This window comes from Pseudomonas sp. 14P_8.1_Bac3, assembly GCF_025466085.1.
GTDB lineage: Bacteria > Pseudomonadota > Gammaproteobacteria > Pseudomonadales > Pseudomonadaceae > Aquipseudomonas.
In genome coordinates this window covers 59,592-75,692 of the sequence record NZ_JANLOD010000033.1, presented here as the reverse complement: position 1 = coordinate 75,692, position 16,101 = coordinate 59,592, and the positions used below count along the sequence as shown (strand labels likewise).

The window sequence follows — 16,101 nt, the reverse complement described above, 5'->3', positions numbered from 1 at the left end:
CGACGAAGCGTCTCACGCAGGTGCGTTTAAGGTCTTCGTCCCATGCGGGACAATTGCTTCTCCAGAGCGCAATCACACGCGCGGATCTTCAAATGCTGTGCACGCAGCGCTGCCCAATCCCACTAACGGTGAAATCATGAAATCAACAGACCGCGACGCCAAGGCGAGGGACAAGCTGCTTATTCTTGCAGCGATTTGTCTTTCCGCACTGGTACTACCCCTGAGCTTTACCGGAGGGGCGGTTGCTACGCCCGCTATCGGCCGCGATTTGGGCGGGAGCCCCGTGGCTCTCACCTGGATCACCAACGCGTTCATGCTGTCCTTCGGCAGTTTGTTGATGGCGGCGGGCGCTTTGGCCGATGTTTACGGGCGCAAGCGCCTTTTTGCGATCGGCATGATGTTGTTTACCGCAGCGTCACTGGCACAGAGCTTGGCGCCCTCGGTGGTCTGGCTTGATATCCTGCGAGCTATTCAGGGCGTCGCTGGCGCGGCTGCTCTGGCCAGCGGTTCTGCGGCGCTGGCGCAAGAGTTCGAAGGGCATGCCCGTACTCGTGCTTACAGTATGCTCGGGACAACGTTCGGTATTGGTCTTGCGTTCGGCCCACTGGTTGCGGGCGTATTGATCGATGCCTTCAGCTGGCGTGCGATCTTTGTCTTTACCGCTCTGATCGGTGTAATCGCGATGGTCTTCGGCCTTCCTCGTATGCGCGAGACCCGTGACCCTGGGGCTCAAGGGCTGGATTGGCCAGGCACGATTACCTTCAGCGCTACTTTGGCGTTGTTCACCTTCGGTGTCATCCAGGCGCCAGACAGTGGTTGGGGCAGCCCGTTGGTTGTAGGTCTGTTGGGCGCGTCGGCAGCCCTGCTGGTGGCATTTATCATGATCGAGATGCGCGTCAAGCGTCCGATGCTCGATCTGACGCTGTTTCGCTTCCCCCGTTTTGTCGGTGTGCAAATGCTGCCGATCGGCACGTGTTACTGCTACATCGTGTTGGTGGTGATGCTGCCATTACGTTTCATCGGCGTTGAAGGTTTGAGCGAAATTGACGCGGGTCTGTTGCTGCTGGCGCTTTCCGCACCGATGCTCGTAGTACCGATGCTCGCTGCCGCCATGACCCGTTTTATCTCGGCCGGCGTGCTGTCAGGCGTGGGTTTCCTCGTTGCTGCGATTGGCCTGCATTGGCTGAGTCTGTACAACGTTGGTGAACCCAAGTTTGGTCTCGTGGGCCCGATGTTGTTGATCGGCATCGGAGCAGGTCTGCCATGGGGTTTGATGGACGGTCTGTCGGTCAGCGTCGTGCCAAAAGAGCGCGCGGGTATGGCGGCTGGCATTTTCAACACCGTGCGTGTGGCGGGTGAGGGTATTGCCTTGGCAAGTGTCGCCGCGATGCTTGCGTCCTTACTGCACACCAACCTGACTGATGCCGTGCAGGTGGTCGTCGGCAGCGCCGATGCAGCGCTCATTGCGGAGACAGCGCACCGCGTTACCACTGGCGACATGGCTCACGCAATCAACACTGTCCCAGGTCTGGCCAACGAGCGTCTCGTTCAGGGTTATGCCTCGGCGTTCCAGTACCTGTTGCATATCCTGACCCTCATTACATTGGCTTCCGCTGCTGTGGTGCTGGGGCTGTTGAGTAAAGATCGTTCTGTTGCTGATGACGGTGTAAGCGAGGCAGCTTAATCGCCAGGAGGTTTGCCCTCGGCGACGCTGGCGCGGGCAATCCCTCTGAGGGCTCCCGGAGTAGAAGACTTTCTTCTGCTCCGGGAGTTTTTACGTTTGAGCGTTGGCGTTTCAGCAGGCTAGCGCAAGCGATCGGCAAGGTAGTTCAATACCGCTCGCGTTTTCGCTGGCATTCGACTGCCCAACGGAATAAGAGCATGTACCGGGGGGCCAGGCGAATCCACCGCAGTGAGTACGCGCACAAGCTTCCCGCAATCGACGTACGGTTGAGCCACTTTGTCATAGATCTGGGCAATACCGAGCCCAACGACAGTGGCGTCAATCACCGCTTGCCCATCCGATACAATCAAAACCGGAGACGGAGCGAACTCCCGAGTATGGCCATTTTCGGCAATCGACCACGGTCGTAGTCGTCCCGTAAAGCCGCGAAAAATCACCGCTTCATGGTTGACCAGGTCGGCTGCTGACTCTATCGGTGTATGACGGGCCAAGTAGTCGGGAGCGGCGTAAAGGCTGAGTGTGATATTGCACAGCTTGCGGACAGTCATCTCACTGTCTTGTGGCAATTCGCCCGCTCGAACGACGATATCCCATCCTTCTCCAACAGCATCCGACATGCGATCCGTCATGGACAACTCCAGCGTTACCTGTGGGTACCTTTGACGAAGCTCAGATATGGTTGGAAGAAACAGTTGGCGAAAGCCCGACGGAATGTCCAATCGAACACGCCCGATAGGCTCTTCTTTTCGAGCTGCCAACTCATGCGCTGCGTCTCGGAGACCATCCAGTGCCGCGATGGCAGCATTTAGATAGGTCTCTCCGTCTTCGGTGAGGCGCACGGCACGGGTGGTTCGCTGGAAAAGCTTGGTGCCCAGCCTGACCTCAAGGCGCTGCACCGCCTTTCCAACGTTAGATTTGCTTGTTGAGAGATTTTCAGCGGCTCGGGTGAAGCTGCCGGTCTGCGCGACTCCCACGAAGGCGGCGATGTCCGGAAATGAAGTGTCGGCTCTTTCCATTACGGTTCTCTTTTGGTCTTTTCATTTTTGACGTGACGCACAGAGCTCGCCTGATCAACTATGGCTCAGTTTTCGGAAAAGTATCAAGTTTCCAAGGTGCTTAGTGAACGCAAGCGTATGTTGCGATTGGTCGGGTTGGTTTTTATGTGTGGCTTGAGACGACCGCGTCGATCGAGTCGTTCTTATTGTGAGCTAAGGCGGAAATCTTACATGAAGTTTCGGTTGCGTTGGGGCGGAGAGCGCTAGATACATTGATATTGTTGAAAGTGATAATTTTAAAGGCGCGCTTGAGAATTCTCTTGTCCCGTTAAAATTGTAAATCGGCAGATGTGGTAATAAGGATTTTGATAGTGATTATTATTGTTTGTGATTTTTAGGTAACGCTGTAATCGGTAGAATACGCCGCAGCGGATAGTTGAGTGGCCAGTTGCAGAACTGGTTCTTTTATTGCTGCCGCTGCTCTGAGATGGTTGTTTTGGCCCGCCCGCATGCGGGCCTTTTTTTTCGAATGAAAATGGTGTTGTGTTAGTTGGCCGGACTCATGAGAAAGGCCCGATGGCTGAGGAATGATTGTATCTGCGAGAGCTACAGAGCGTATCGTTTTGGACGGTTTATCATTTTCCGAGTGAGGCTCAGACTTTGATCACCAGCCCAGATTCAGGGCGCGGAAAAACGTCTGACTCCCGAGGAATGCAATCATGACCAAGTTGTACATCGCCGATCAAACCTGCTCCCAAGCTGTTCAAATCATCGCTAATGAAATCGGTCTGAATCCAGAGCTGGTTCACTTCAACGTGTTCAACGAGACCACTTCGAATGGCGACTCTTTTGCCGAGGCCAATCCGCTTTTGTACGTCCCTGTTCTGGATCTGGAAAATGATTCCCAGGACAAGCTCACCGAGACGATCGTTATCACTTCCTACCTGGCAGACCAGCATCCTGAGTCAGGCCTGATCCCAGTTCGCGGCACTTTGGATCGGGTCAAAGTTGATCAACTGTTGGTGTTTATCGCCACTGAAATCGCGCAGAAACACATCCCTCTGATGCGTAAGCTGATGACTGAATTCGGCACCGAGTGGACGCGCGCCAAATTGGTCGCTGCTTACACCACCCTGGACACGCGCCTGGCTGATGGCCGCGCCTATCTGCTTGGTGACAATTTCTCCGTAGTTGACGCTTATGTTTGGGCCACCCTGTGGCACGAACGCTCTGGAGCCGAGATTGGCCATCTGGAAAACCTGGCGGCGTGGAAAGCCCGCGTAGACGCTCGCCCATCGGTGCAAAAAGCCCTGAAGGATGAGGCCGAGATCGTGGCTATCCACAAGGCACAAGCGACTGCTTGACGCTGGGGTATAGAAGGGCGATGGGCCGCGGTGGCAACTGCGGCCCATTTTTTCCGGCCTTTCTTGTCATTCGAAAGGCGTCGCAAGGTTAGTAAACCTTCATCTGATTCCACGCTTGGAAACGCGTCTTTACACCCGAAAGTGAGTGTCAGGAGGCCATCGTAGTGCTCGTTCTAAATCGCCTTTCGGTTTTAGGGCATCGGAAAGATGAACCCGTCGCAGGCTTGGATAGCGACGCCCGTCAGCAAGCCCTCCCGCTCGGAAGTGGTGCGCTAGAAACGTTGAGCGGCGGTTTTTGTCGATGTTTTCTAACGTGGGTGACGTTGGCTACGATCCTGTTTTGTTCAATGGCGCTGAACCACGAACTGCCGTCCCTTTCGATGCCTCCCCCCTACAAAGAAGAAAGGACTGAACCAACGCTCAGTTGTTTCAAGACACTGGTTCTCCACGATCAGTCTCAATAGTGCAAGGTTTACTCACATAGCGAGGGAAAGAGGAACATGGCGATCAATGAGGAAAATTTTCATGACGTCGACCTCAACTTGATGGTGACGTTTTTAGTGCTGTACCGTGAACTAAGTGTTACGCGAGCGGCAACACTTATGAAAGTGGGACAACCTGCCGTGAGTGGTTCTTTGGCCCGGCTACGAACTCACTTTGATGACCCGCTTTTTCTTCGCACCGGTAGGGGCGTGCGCCCGACAAATAAAGCGATTGAAATCGCGGAAAGTTTATTGCCCGCATTAAGTCGTATTGAAACCGTCCTGACAAGCAATCTTCATCGCGTGAGTGATGGGGAGAAGGTCGGCCAGCAGTGAGTACTTGTCATTGTTTCAATTATTTTGGGTGCGTCTTAAGCGCGGCTGATATGTCTCTTAAGTCGCTGGGTAAACACCACGTGCTCGACATCTGTTTTTTCGGCCAGGGAAAACAGCCTCTAGATTGACTCATAAGTGATCTTGTTGACGTACCAGACGGCTTCGCCGCTCGGCGTCGGTACGATGACCTCGTCACCTTCACTTTTCTTCAGTAGCGCACGGGCCATCGGTGAGTCGATGGAAATGTAGTCATTACGGCCATAGATTTCATCGTAACCCACGACCCTGAATTTCTTGAGCTCGCCTTCATCGTTTTCGACCTCCACCCAGGCGCCAAAAAAAACCTTTCCTTCCTGTTCGGGGGAGTAGTCGACGACTTTGACGTCCTCCAAGCGTTTGCGCAAATACCTCACCCTTCGATCAATTTCACGCAGCAGCTTTTTGTTGTATTGGTAATCGGCGTTTTCGCTCCGATCTCCAAGGGAAGCCGCCCACGTGACCTTTTGTGTGATCTCAGGCCGGTAAACGCGCCACAAGTGATCGAGCTCAGCCTTGAGGGCGTCGTGGCCACCGCGAGTGATGATGTTTGTGGCCAAAGCGGCGTCCTTCTGAAAAATGATGCAAGCCCTAAAGGAGGGCGAAGCAGATTGCCGTGAGCGAGGATCAGATCTTTGTGGTGGAGAAGGCTGGAGTCTATCAACCCTCGCGCAGGACTGTCAGGGGGCTTGCATTCAAGGCCCGGCGGGTGCCGAACACGCCGGCCCCGCCGATCAGCACGGCGCCGATCAATGGCAGCACCAGCAGCCAGGGATGCGGGTGCCAGGGCAGGTCGAACGCGTAGCGGTAAAGCACCAGGCTCACCAATTCCGACCCGAGCGCTGCCAGCAACCCGCTGACCGCGCCGAGCAGGCCGAACTCGATGCGGCGCGCCTTGACCAGCAGCTGCCGCTCGGCCCCCAGTGCGCGCAGCAAGGCGCCTTGGCGAATGCGCTCATCCAGCGTCGCTTGCAGGCCCGAGAACAACACCGCCATCCCTGCTGCCAACACAAACAACAGCACGTATTCCACCGCCAGGGTGACCTGGGCGAGGATGCTGCGCAGTTGCTCCAGTAACGCTTCGACTTGCAGGATGGTCACCGCCGGGAAGGCGCGGGACAGGTCGACAATCTGTTGGTCATGACCGGCCGCCAGATAGAAACTGGTCAGGTAAGTCGCCGGCAAATCCTTCAGCGTCCCAGGCTGGAAAATCATGAAGAAGTTCGGCTGGAAGTTGTCCCAGTTGATCTCCCGTAGACTGGTCACTTTCGCTTCGCGGTTGACGCCACCAACGGTAAACACCAGGTGATCGCCCAGTTTCAGCTTCAGGCTTTCGGCGACTTTGCCTTCCACCGATACGCCAGGGATGTCATCCGGCGTCTGTTCGCTCCACCAGTTGCCGGCAGTGAGTTTATTGCCAGCCGGCAGGTCTGCCGCCCAGGTCAGGCTGAGGTCGCGCTGGATCGCCCGATCACCCGCCGAGTCCTTGCTGACAATGTCCTGCACCGGCGCGCCGTTGATGCTGATCAGCCGTCCCGGCACCACCGGATACAGCGGCGCGGACTGCGCCGACAGTTCGATCAGGCGATCGGTGAACGCCTGTTTGTCCGCCGGCAGAATATTCAGCGCGAAATAGTTCGGCGCGTTTTTCGGCAGTTGATTCTGCCAGGTGTCGAGCAGTTCACCGCGCAACAGGGCGATCAACGCCATGGACAGCAGGATCAGGCCGAAGGCCAGCGATTGGCCCGCGGCTGCCAGTGGGTGTCGCAGCAATTGACCCAGCCCGAGGCGCCACGGTAACGAAGCGCGGGCGAGCATCCGGCGCAGGCTCTTCAGCAGGAGTAACAGCAACCCACCCAGTATCAACGCTGCAATCACGCCGCCGCCGAGCAGGGCGAAGGTCAGCACCAGGTCCAGGCTCAGGCGCCACATGATCAGCCCGAGGGCGCCCAGCGCGGCACCGTAGACCATCCAGGTACTTGAAGGAATCGGCAGCATGTCGCGGCGCAATACGCGCAATGGCGGCACTCGCCCGAGCGCGGCCAGTGGCGGCAAGGCAAAACCGGCGAGTGCTACCAGTCCGGTGCCGATCCCGGCAATGGCCGGAAACAGGCCGCCCGGTGGCACGTCGGTCGGTAACAGATCATGCAGCAGGGCAAACAGTCCAAGCTGCGCCAGCCAACCAATCACGGCACCGCTGATGCTCGCCAATAATCCAAGCACGGCCAGCTGCAAACTGAACAGCACCATGGTTTCCCGACGGGACAGGCCGAGGCAGCGCAGCAGCGCGCTGGCATCGAAGCGACGGGTGGCGAAGCGTGTCGCCGAGAGTGCCACGGCGACACCGGACAACAGCACGGCGACCAGGCTGGCCATGTTCAAGTAGCGTTCGGCCTTGCCCAGCGCACCGCCGATCTGCCGGTTGCCGTCGCGGGCATCCTGGATGCGCTGGTTGGCGGCGAGGCCGGGTTTGATCAGTTGGCGATAGGTTTCCAGTGCCTCGGCTTTGCCGCGCCAGAGCTCGCGATAACTGACCCGGCTGCCGGGTTGCACCACGCCGGTGGCGGCGAGGTCGCTGAGGTTGATCAGTACACGCGGCGTCAGGCTGTAGAAGTTGCCGGCGCGGTCCGGCTCGTAGGTCAACACGCGTGCCAGCTTCAGGGTGCGCATGCCGACGTCGATGCTGTCGCCGATCTTCAGGTCCAACGCAGTCAGTAGTCGGGCTTCGACCCAGGCTTCACCGGGTTTCGGCCCGCCACCGGTTTCCTCCGGCGCGAAGGGCGCGGGGGCGCTTTTCAGTTCGCCGCGCAGCGGATAGACATCGTCGGCGGCTTTGATGCTGGACAGTTGAATGCCGTTGTCGGTGGCGATGACACTGGAAAATTCCACCACCTGCGCATGTTCGAGGCCCAGCTCCGTCCCGCTTTTGATCTGTTCGGGGCGCGCCGGCGAACTGCCTTCCAGCAGCAAATCGGCGCCGAGGAATTCGGTAGCGCGCAGCATCATCGCGCCATTCAGGCGGGCGCCGAAGTAACCGATGGCGGTACTCGCCGCCACCGCCACCAGCAAGGCGAAGAACAACACCCGCAGCTCGCCGGCGCGGGCGTCGCGCAGCAGTTGGCGGATGGCGAGACTGAACAGGCGCAACAGCGGCAGGCGTGCCATCAAGGCTCCAGAGGGGCGACCAACAGGCCGGCTTCAAGGCGGATCAGGCGCCGGCAGCGATGTGCCAGGCGTTCATCGTGAGTCACCAGCACCAGGGTCGTGCCGCGTTCCTTGTTCAGTTCGAACAGCAGGTCGCTGATGCGCTCGCCGGTGTGGCTGTCGAGGTTGCCGGTGGGCTCGTCGGCAAACAGCACATCGGGTTCGGCGGCAAACGCACGGGCAATCGCCACGCGCTGTTGTTCGCCGCCGGAAAGCTGGCGCGGCGAATGGGTCAGGCGCTGGCCCAGTCCGACCCGCTGCAACAATTCGGTGGCGCGCTCCCGGGCGTCTTTGCGGCCGTCGAGTTCCAGCGGCAGCATGACGTTTTCCAGGGCATTGAGACTGTCGAGCAATTGAAAGGACTGGAACACGAAACCGACGTGTTCGGCGCGGACGCGCGCGCGCTGGTCTTCATCGAGATTGCTCAGGCCCTGACCGGCGAGGGTGACTTCGCCGCTGCTCGGCAGATCGAGGCCGGCGAGCAGGCCGAGGAGGGTGGATTTGCCGGAACCGGAGGCGCCAACGATGGCCAGGCTGTCGCCCTTGTTCAGTTCCAGGCTGAGTTCGTGCAGGATAGTCAGTTCACCTTCCGCGCTGGGAACCACTTTGCTGAGGTTCTTCGCGGTGAGAATGCTTGCGCCCATGGAGAATCCGATGCGTGTGTGGTTTTTGAGTGCTGGCCTGGCCTTGATGTGCATGGCCCAGAACGCAGCGGCGGGTACAGTCCTGATCGTTGGCGATAGTATCAGCGCCGGTTTCGGCCTGGATACCCGCTTGGGGTGGGTGTCGCTGCTTGAGCAACGGCTCAAGCGCGAAGGTTTCGACGATAAGGTGGTCAATGCGTCCATTAGCGGCGACACCAGTGCCGGGGGGCAGGCACGCCTGCCGGCGCTGCTTGCAGAGCATAAACCGGAGCTGGTGATCCTCGAATTGGGCGGTAACGACGGCCTGCGCGGGATGCTGCCGACGCAATTGCAACAAAACCTTGCAGCGATGATCGACAGCTCCCGCGCCAGTGGCGCCAAGGTGCTGCTGCTCGGCATGCAATTGCCGCCTAACTACGGTGCGCGTTACACCAAGGCGTTCGCCGAGGTCTACGCCACCCTCGCCACCGAGAAAAAAATCCCGCTGGTGCCCTTTTTTCTCGACGGCGTGGGCGGTCATCCGGACCTGATGCAAGCCGACGGCCTGCACCCGGCCGCAGGGGCTCAGGACAAGTTGCTGGAAAATGTCTGGCCGACGCTGAAACCGCTGCTTTGACGCTTTTCTAGCGGCGGCGTTTCGGCTAAGGTGGCGCCCCCGATTTGGAGGCCCCGATGCCGCGTCCCGCCTGGTCCCTTTTTGCCTATCAACTGATCGAGCCTGACGAACAGCTGGATCTGTTCGCCTGCCAGGAAGTGCGGGTGCATCTGGTGACCCGTCAGCTGGAACTGGGCGGCTCGGCCGATCGAACCTTGTGCGGCAGCCTGCTGCCCGCGCAGCCGCGCTGGTCGAGCGTCGACCGCCGGGTGTTCCAGGACCAGCGCCTGTGCTCCCTGTGCCGGGCCATCCTTGAATCGCAGAAACGCGGCACTTCGCCGATCTGGCCAGAGTTGCGTTTCGAGCTCTAAAGTCATAAAGATAGCGTGCTATCGGCCAACTCCCCGAATTTACGGGCGTCGGTGTACAATCCCGTTTTTACCCAGTCGATCATGCGAAGGATTTTCCGGATGTTGCCGCGCTTTCCTGCCGTCACCCGCTGCCTGACACTTGCCGCCCTTTGTGCGGCAGGTCCCGTGGCCGCATTGGAGTTGCCCCTGCCACCGCCTGGTGAAGACATCGTCGGCCAGGTGCAAGTGATCAAGGCCAAGTACGAAGATACCTTCGCCGATCTTGGTACCACCTATGACCTGGGTTACACGGAGATGGTCGCGGCCAACCCTGGCGTCGACGCCTGGTTGCCGGGCGCCGGCACCGAAATCATCCTGCCGACGCGCTTCATCCTGCCGCCGGGCCCGCGTGAGGGGATCGTGATCAACCTCGCGGAATACCGCCTCTATTACTACCCGAAAGGCCGGAACGTGGTGTACACCTTCCCGCTGGGTATCGGTCGTGAGGGTTGGGGATCGCCCATCGCCCACACCACCATCACCGCCAAGACGCCGAACCCGACCTGGACGCCCCCCGCGTCGATCAAGGCCGAGCACGCCGCCGATGGTGACCCGCTGCCGAACGTGGTGCCAGCCGGCCCGGATAACCCGTTGGGGCCGTTCAAGTTCAGCCTGGGCACACCGGGCTACCTGATTCATGGTTCGAACAAGAAGTTCGGTATCGGCATGCGCACCAGCCACGGCTGCTTCCGCATGTTCAATAACAACGTGCTGGAAATGGCCAGCATGGTGCCGGTCGGAACGTCGGTGCGAATCATCAACGATCCGTACAAGTTCGGCGTCAGCGGCGGCAAGGTTTACCTCGAAGCACACACGCCACTGGACGACAACGGCAACCCGTCGGTGGTCGACAAGCACACCGCCGTGATCAACGCGATGCTCAAGCGCGAAGACATTACCAACAACCTGCGCATGAACTGGGATGTGGTGCGTGACGTAGTGGCCGCGGAAGATGGTTTGCCGGTGGAAATCGCCGTGCCGAACAATTCCGCGCCGATGGTATCGAGCGCACCGCTCGACCCGCTGCAGTAAGGGTTGACCGAACCCGCCGATGCAGGCCGCATCGGCGGGTTTTTTATGGCCTGCGCAAAACAGCAGATCATAAAAAAGCCGACCCAAAAAATGGGTCGGCTTGATAACAATCCCGAGGGATTATTACTTGCGGCTAGCTTTGTCCAGCATGCGCAGAGCGCGCTCGTTAGCTTCGTCAGCAGTCTGTTGTGCTTTTTGAGCAGCAGCCAGAGCTTCATCAGCTTTACGGTAAGCTTCGTCTGCACGAGCCTGGGAGCGAGCAGCTGCGTCTTCAGTAGCAGTCAGACGTGCTTCGGTTTCTTTCGATGCGCTGCTGCAACCGGTAGCCAGAACTGCGGCCAGAGCCAGAGCAGAGAATTTCAGAACGTTGTTCATCGTGTTCCCCTTCAAGGACTTTCTATTAAGTAGCTGTCTCCTCAGACTGAGGAAATAGCCGGCGTACATACTACCCATTACTTGTCGTAAGTAAACTGACGTAAAGCAGGAAGCAAAAAAAATTGTAGGCGTTGATTCTTTTTCGGGCAACTTTTACTTGCATTTGATTAAAAAATATCCAGCTGCAAGGCCCGCGCAGAGCGAGTTGGCATGAAAAAGTTCCCGGCCAACGCGACAGTTTTCCCAGTCTTGGCTAAAGTCTGTCTAGATGGATTCGTCTATACTTTTGTTCAGGATTTGCGCAGCACCTCTCATATCTTTCTCCTAGTTGAGGTGACTTAATAGAAGGGCGCTCGTCTTAAGTCTCAACATCCGGCAATGTTCAGGCGCTCGACGCCCAGAAATTTCAGTCGAGCAGCCCCTGCGTACCCCCGGAGCAGCACCTGCCACCCCAGCATGATGACGAGCGCACCTTGAGCATTTCTGCCATTGGTGCCTACTATTTGATACGTGCCAGGTTGCGCGAGATCGGTGCAGCTCTTCTCGGTGTCCATTCAGGCACAGGGTGGCGTAGATGTTCCTTCGCCGGAAAAACATCGGTAAGGTAGGGGTCGGAATTAAGACCCGCGAGGAGTAGTGATGAGTGAGGCGTTGTCCATCCACCATGACCAGGCTGGTCATCAGTTCGAGACCAATGTGGACGGTCATCGTGCCTACCTGACCTATATGGATCTGGGGAAACAGACCCTGGATATCTATCGCACGTTCGTGCCCAATGCCTTGCGTGGTCGCGGCATTGCGGCCGCCTTGACCGAGAAGGCGCTGGAGTACGCTGAGGAAATGGGCTACACCGTAATTCCTTCATGCTCCTACGTGGAGCGCTACATGGAGCGTCACCAGCGGCACGCGGCCAAGCTGAGCCAGTAAAAAAAACGCATAAAAAAACGCCGGGTCAAGCCCGGCGTTTTTGTGTGCGCTGAAAAGTGATCAGGTGCGATCACGTTTCGGCAGCACATCCTTGAGCTTGGCGTGCATGCTGCGCAAGGTGGTCTCGGTCGCTGACCAGTCGATGCAGGCATCGGTGATCGATACGCCGTATTGCAGGTCGGCGAGGTCTTTCGGGATGGCCTGGCAGCCCCAATTCAGGTGACTTTCGACCATCAGGCCGATGATCGACTGGTTGCCTTCGAGGATCTGGTTGGCGACGTTCTCCATCACCAGCGGTTGCAGCGCCGGGTCCTTGTTGGAGTTGGCGTGGCTGCAGTCGACCATGATGTTCGGCTTGATCTTCGCCTTGCTCAGCGCCTGTTCGCACAGGGCGACGCTGACCGAATCGTAATTCGGCTTGCCGTTGCCGCCGCGCAATACCACGTGGCCGTAGGCATTGCCCTTGGTGGTGACGATCGACACGCCGCCTTCCTGGTTGATCCCCAGGAAGCGATGCGGACTGGAAACCGATTGCAGGGCATTGATCGCCACCGTCAGGCCGCCATCGGTGCCGTTCTTGAAGCCGACTGCCGAGGACAGGCCGGAGGCCATTTCCCGGTGCGTCTGGGATTCGGTGGTGCGCGCGCCGATGGCCGACCAGCTGATCAGGTCCTGCAGGTACTGCGGGGAAATCGGGTCGAGGGCTTCGGTGGCGGTCGGCAGGCCCATCTCGGCCAGGTCCAGCAGCAACTGGCGCCCGATGTGCAGACCGTCCTGAATCTTGAAGGAGTCGTCCAGGTACGGGTCGTTGATCAAGCCCTTCCAGCCGACGGTGGTGCGTGGCTTCTCGAAATACACGCGCATGACCAGATACAGGGTATCGGACACTTCGGCAGCCAGCGCCTTCAGGCGCTCCGCGTATTCGTGGGCAGCCTTGATGTCGTGGATCGAGCAAGGCCCGATGACCACGAACAGGCGATGGTCGGTGCCGTCCAGGATGTTGCGAATGACTTCGCGGCCCTTGGTGACGGTGCGCAGGGCAGCGTCGCTCAGGGGGATGTCACGCTTGAGCTGGTCAGGAGTGATCAGCGTCTCGTTGGAGGCGACGTTTAGGTCGTTGATCGGTAAATCAGCCATCGTTTACTCGTCAGGTCACGGGTGCCGGCCGCCAGCGAACCCGCGCGGCGGAGCACAGCAAATTAAGCGCGTCGGGGAGCGGAACCTTATCGCGTTACACCGTGGCTCGACAATGGGCAGACGCCGGTTTAACGGGCATTTGCAACGAATTGATGACGTTCCCTAATCCAGTACGGCCTGAGCAAATGCCCGGCGAACCGTGTCATGGGAGAACTCGTCGGCGTGCTGCTGGACCCACTCGAGGGCCAGCGCCTGGGTTTCCTGCAAGTCATCATCGGCGTTATGCAGGCGGCAGTAACGTTCGATCTGACACACTTGCTCACCCATTCGCGCGCTGAACATCATCTGTTCGTCCACAAAAGCGATGCCGACGAGGTAGCCTTTCTTTCGTCGCAGGCACCAGGCGACATAGCCCAGATAGCGCAAGTCCGGGTTCAGGGTCGGCATGCGCACTTCCAGCGCCGTGCCGTGGCGCCAGGCGCGGTGGTAATTGCAAGCCATGCCCCCGAGGCTGATAGTGTGCAGCTGTTGCCGTGAAATACACTCAGGTTTGAGCAACGTTAATTCGACGGGCACTTCGTCAGGATGAGGAATAAAGCGTCCCATGAGCACGGACTCCATGTGTCGGCCATCTGACATTGTTTCCCCCAGTATAGTGGTCGAATCGGAATTGACCGATTTCGACGCCGACCAACGGTTGCTGGCGATGAGCGGCGTTTCGTTGGTGATTTTCACCAGCATCGGCTGCGCCAGTTGCCGGTTTGCCCGCGAGCAATTGCCAAGGCTCGATCTGCACGTCGACCGCTTGTGCTGGATCGATGCCGCGGACAATGGCGGGGCGGTCGAGCGTTATCAGGTCTTCCATTTGCCGGCGCTGTTTGTGGTGCGTGACGGTGAATTTTTCGGAGCACTTAATTCGCGTCTGACCCGTACTGAACTCAATGCGGCGGTGGCTCAGGCGTTGACCAGAACAGCAGAGGAGTTGCCATGACGGGTGCAGTTGCCAAGCCGACCATCGGGATTATCGGGACCGGTGCAATCGGTGGTTTCTACGGAGTGATGCTGGCGCGAGCCGGTTTTGATGTGCATTTTCTGTTGCGCAGCGAATTTTCCGCGGTGGCCCAACGCGGGTTACAAGTCGACAGCGCGGTGCACGGCGCGCTGACGTTGAATCCGGTCCAGGCCTATTCGTCGGCTGAGGACATGCCGCCTTGCGACTGGCTGCTGGTCGGCGCCAAAACCAACAGCAACGCCGATCTGGCGCCGGCCATTCTGCAAGCCGCCGCGCCGGATGCCAAAGTACTGTTGCTGCAAAATGGCCTGGACGTCGAAGACAGCCTGCGCGAATTGCTGCCCGACTCGCTGCACATCCTTGGCGGGCTCTGCTTTATCTGCGTCCATCGCGAGGGGCCAGGCGTCGTTACGCATCAGGCGCTCGGCGCGGTGAATGTGGGCTATCACAGCGGTCCTGCAACCGACGACCAAGCCCGAAAAGCAATCGTCGAAGAGGGCGCCGGATTGTTCCGCAGCGCCGGTATCGACTCCCAGGCCATGCCCAACCTGCATCAGGCACGCTGGCAGAAACTGGTCTGGAACATCCCTTATAACGGTCTATCGGTACTGCTCGGAGCGAGCACCCTGCCGTTGATGGCCGATGTTGACTGTCGGGAACTGATCAAGGCCTTGATGGCCGAAGTGGTTCAAGGCGCGGCGGCTTGCGGTCACGATATTCCGGCGGGGTACGCCGAGCAGCTGTTGAGCGTGACCGAAAAGATGCCGGACTACTGGCCGAGCATGTACCACGATTTCCTGCACAAGCGGCCGCTGGAACTGGCGGCTATTTACGCCCGCCCATTGGCGGCGGCCAAGGCTGCCGGGCGCGAATTGCCGCGGATCGAAGCGCTGTACCGCAGTCTGAGTTTTATCGATCGACGCAACACCTGAGTCGATCAACCCGAGGGGGAAGGGCATGGCCAAGACGATTGACGACAAACTGGTGCTGGCGATTTCTTCGCGTGCGCTGTTCGACCTGAGCGAAAGCCACAAGGTGTACCTGTCGAGCGGCGTTGAAGCCTATCGGCAATACCAGATCGAACACGAAGACGAAATCCTCGAACCCGGCGATGCCTTCCCGCTGGTGCAAAAACTCCTCAACCTCAATACCCGCCTCGGCCGCGCCCGGGTCGAGGTGATCCTGGTGTCGCGCAACAGCGCCGACACCGGGCTGCGGGTGTTCAACTCTATCCACCATTACGGACTGGCCATCTCCCGTGCGGCGTTTGTCGGCGGGCGCAGTCCGTATCCCTATCTCAAGGCGTTTGGTTGCGACCTGTTTCTGTCGACCCACGCCGAAGACGTGCGCAGTGCGCTGGACGCCGGGTTCGCGGCAGCGACCATATTGTCCGGCGGCGCCAGCCGTGCCGCGAGCGATGAATTGCGGATCGCCTTCGACGGTGACGCCGTGCTGTTTTCCGACGAATCGGAGCGCGTCTATCAGGCGGGCGGCCTGGAGGCGTTTCAGGCCAGTGAGCGCGAAAGTGCCCGCGAGCCACTGCGCGGTGGGCCGTTCAAAGGTTTTCTCGCGGCGCTCAATTTGTTGCAGCGTGAATTTCCGGAAGACGATTGCCCGATCCGCACCGCGCTGGTCACCGCCCGTTCCGCGCCGGCCCATGAGCGGGTGATCCGCACCTTGCGCGAATGGGACATTCGTCTGGATGAGTCGCTGTTTCTCGGCGGCCTGACCAAGTCCGCCTTCCTCGAAGCCTTTGCCGCCGACGTGTTTTTCGACGACCAGGCCGGTCATTGCGAGCTGGCCCGTGAGGTGGTCGCTACCGGCCATGTGCCCCATGGCATAAGCAACGAGCATAAGGTTTAAGCCGA

The 16,101-nt window shown here is 58.9% G+C and carries 17 protein-coding genes; 10 read left to right on the top strand and 7 right to left on the bottom strand.

The window, feature by feature from the left end; translation table 11 throughout:
* The first annotated feature begins 136 nt into the window (after positions 1–136).
* Positions 137–1,684, top strand: coding sequence for an MFS transporter (locus NTD84_RS10735; protein WP_262165090.1), 1,548 nt, complete (start codon positions 137–139; stop codon positions 1,682–1,684).
* 119 nt (positions 1,685–1,803) lie between these two features.
* Here the strand turns inward: NTD84_RS10735 and NTD84_RS10730 are convergent, their stop codons facing one another.
* Positions 1,804–2,700, bottom strand: coding sequence for a LysR family transcriptional regulator (locus tag NTD84_RS10730; protein ID WP_262165089.1), 897 nt, complete (start codon positions 2,698–2,700; stop codon positions 1,804–1,806).
* 698 nt (positions 2,701–3,398) lie between these two features.
* Between NTD84_RS10730 and NTD84_RS10725 the strand changes: the two genes are divergently transcribed.
* Positions 3,399–4,043: a glutathione S-transferase family protein gene (locus tag NTD84_RS10725; RefSeq protein WP_262165088.1), complete on the top strand. Its 645-nt coding sequence runs from the start codon at positions 3,399–3,401 to the stop codon at positions 4,041–4,043.
* A gap of 500 nt (positions 4,044–4,543) precedes the next feature.
* Positions 4,544–4,861, top strand: a complete 318-nt coding sequence (locus tag NTD84_RS10720) for a LysR family transcriptional regulator (protein WP_262165087.1) — start codon at positions 4,544–4,546, stop codon at positions 4,859–4,861.
* A gap of 119 nt (positions 4,862–4,980) precedes the next feature.
* Here NTD84_RS10720 and greB read toward each other — a convergent pair whose 3' ends face one another.
* The 3 genes from greB to NTD84_RS10705 all read right to left on the bottom strand — a co-directional run bounded on the left by greB (position 4,981) and on the right by NTD84_RS10705 (position 8,745).
* Positions 4,981–5,457: a transcription elongation factor GreB gene (gene greB / locus NTD84_RS10715; RefSeq protein WP_262165086.1), complete on the bottom strand. Its 477-nt coding sequence runs from the start codon at positions 5,455–5,457 to the stop codon at positions 4,981–4,983.
* 100 nt (positions 5,458–5,557) lie between these two features.
* Entirely contained in the window at positions 5,558–8,062 is a 2,505-nt protein-coding gene (locus NTD84_RS10710) for an ABC transporter permease (RefSeq protein ID WP_262165085.1), read from the bottom strand.
* The gene (locus NTD84_RS10705; protein WP_262165084.1) at positions 8,062–8,745 is read right to left on the bottom strand and encodes an ABC transporter ATP-binding protein; all 684 of its coding nucleotides are present in this window, start codon (positions 8,743–8,745) and stop codon (positions 8,062–8,064) included. Before NTD84_RS10705 ends, NTD84_RS10710 begins: the two co-directional genes overlap by 1 nt.
* Positions 8,746–8,755: 10 nt before the next feature.
* Between NTD84_RS10705 and NTD84_RS10700 the strand changes: the two genes are divergently transcribed.
* The 3 genes from NTD84_RS10700 (at position 8,756) to NTD84_RS10690 (ending at position 10,782) form a co-directional block, all read left to right on the top strand.
* Entirely contained in the window at positions 8,756–9,361 is a 606-nt protein-coding gene (locus NTD84_RS10700) for an arylesterase (protein ID WP_262165083.1), read from the top strand.
* Between the two features lie 56 nt (positions 9,362–9,417).
* On the top strand, positions 9,418–9,711 hold the full coding sequence (locus tag NTD84_RS10695) for a hypothetical protein (protein WP_003226812.1): 294 nt from the start codon (positions 9,418–9,420) through the stop codon (positions 9,709–9,711).
* 99 nt (positions 9,712–9,810) lie between these two features.
* The gene (locus NTD84_RS10690) at positions 9,811–10,782 is read left to right on the top strand and encodes a L,D-transpeptidase family protein (protein ID WP_262165082.1); all 972 of its coding nucleotides are present in this window, start codon (positions 9,811–9,813) and stop codon (positions 10,780–10,782) included.
* Positions 10,783–10,905: 123 nt separating this feature from the next.
* Here NTD84_RS10690 and oprI read toward each other — a convergent pair whose 3' ends face one another.
* On the bottom strand, positions 10,906–11,157 hold the full coding sequence (gene oprI, locus NTD84_RS10685; protein ID WP_003199355.1) for an outer membrane lipoprotei OprI: 252 nt from the start codon (positions 11,155–11,157) through the stop codon (positions 10,906–10,908).
* Between the two features lie 639 nt (positions 11,158–11,796).
* On the opposite strand from oprI, the gene NTD84_RS10680 reads away from it, so the two are divergent.
* A complete protein-coding gene (locus NTD84_RS10680) occupies positions 11,797–12,084 on the top strand; it encodes a GNAT family N-acetyltransferase (protein ID WP_008057026.1) in 288 nt (95 codons plus the stop codon).
* A gap of 60 nt (positions 12,085–12,144) precedes the next feature.
* Here NTD84_RS10680 and NTD84_RS10675 read toward each other — a convergent pair whose 3' ends face one another.
* Both NTD84_RS10675 and NTD84_RS10670 read right to left on the bottom strand, forming a co-directional pair.
* Positions 12,145–13,221 (bottom strand): 3-deoxy-7-phosphoheptulonate synthase, encoded by a 1,077-nt coding sequence (locus NTD84_RS10675; protein ID WP_262165081.1) that lies wholly within the window; start codon positions 13,219–13,221, stop codon positions 12,145–12,147.
* 162 nt (positions 13,222–13,383) lie between these two features.
* Entirely contained in the window at positions 13,384–13,827 is a 444-nt protein-coding gene (locus NTD84_RS10670; protein ID WP_262165080.1) for a PilZ domain-containing protein, read from the bottom strand.
* On the opposite strand from NTD84_RS10670, the gene NTD84_RS10665 reads away from it, so the two are divergent.
* The 3 genes from NTD84_RS10665 to NTD84_RS10655 are packed head-to-tail and all read left to right on the top strand — an operon-like array spanning position 13,826 to position 16,096.
* A complete protein-coding gene (locus NTD84_RS10665; RefSeq protein ID WP_262165079.1) occupies positions 13,826–14,212 on the top strand; it encodes a thioredoxin family protein in 387 nt (128 codons plus the stop codon). The genes NTD84_RS10670 and NTD84_RS10665 overlap by 2 nt on opposite strands.
* Complete coding sequence (locus NTD84_RS10660) at positions 14,209–15,165, top strand: putative 2-dehydropantoate 2-reductase (protein ID WP_262165078.1); 957 nt, start codon at positions 14,209–14,211, stop codon at positions 15,163–15,165. The genes NTD84_RS10665 and NTD84_RS10660 overlap by 4 nt, the downstream gene beginning before the upstream one ends.
* A 25-nt stretch (positions 15,166–15,190) precedes the next feature.
* Positions 15,191–16,096 (top strand): 5'-nucleotidase, encoded by a 906-nt coding sequence (locus NTD84_RS10655; RefSeq protein ID WP_262165077.1) that lies wholly within the window; start codon positions 15,191–15,193, stop codon positions 16,094–16,096.
* Positions 16,097–16,101: the final 5 nt, after the last annotated feature.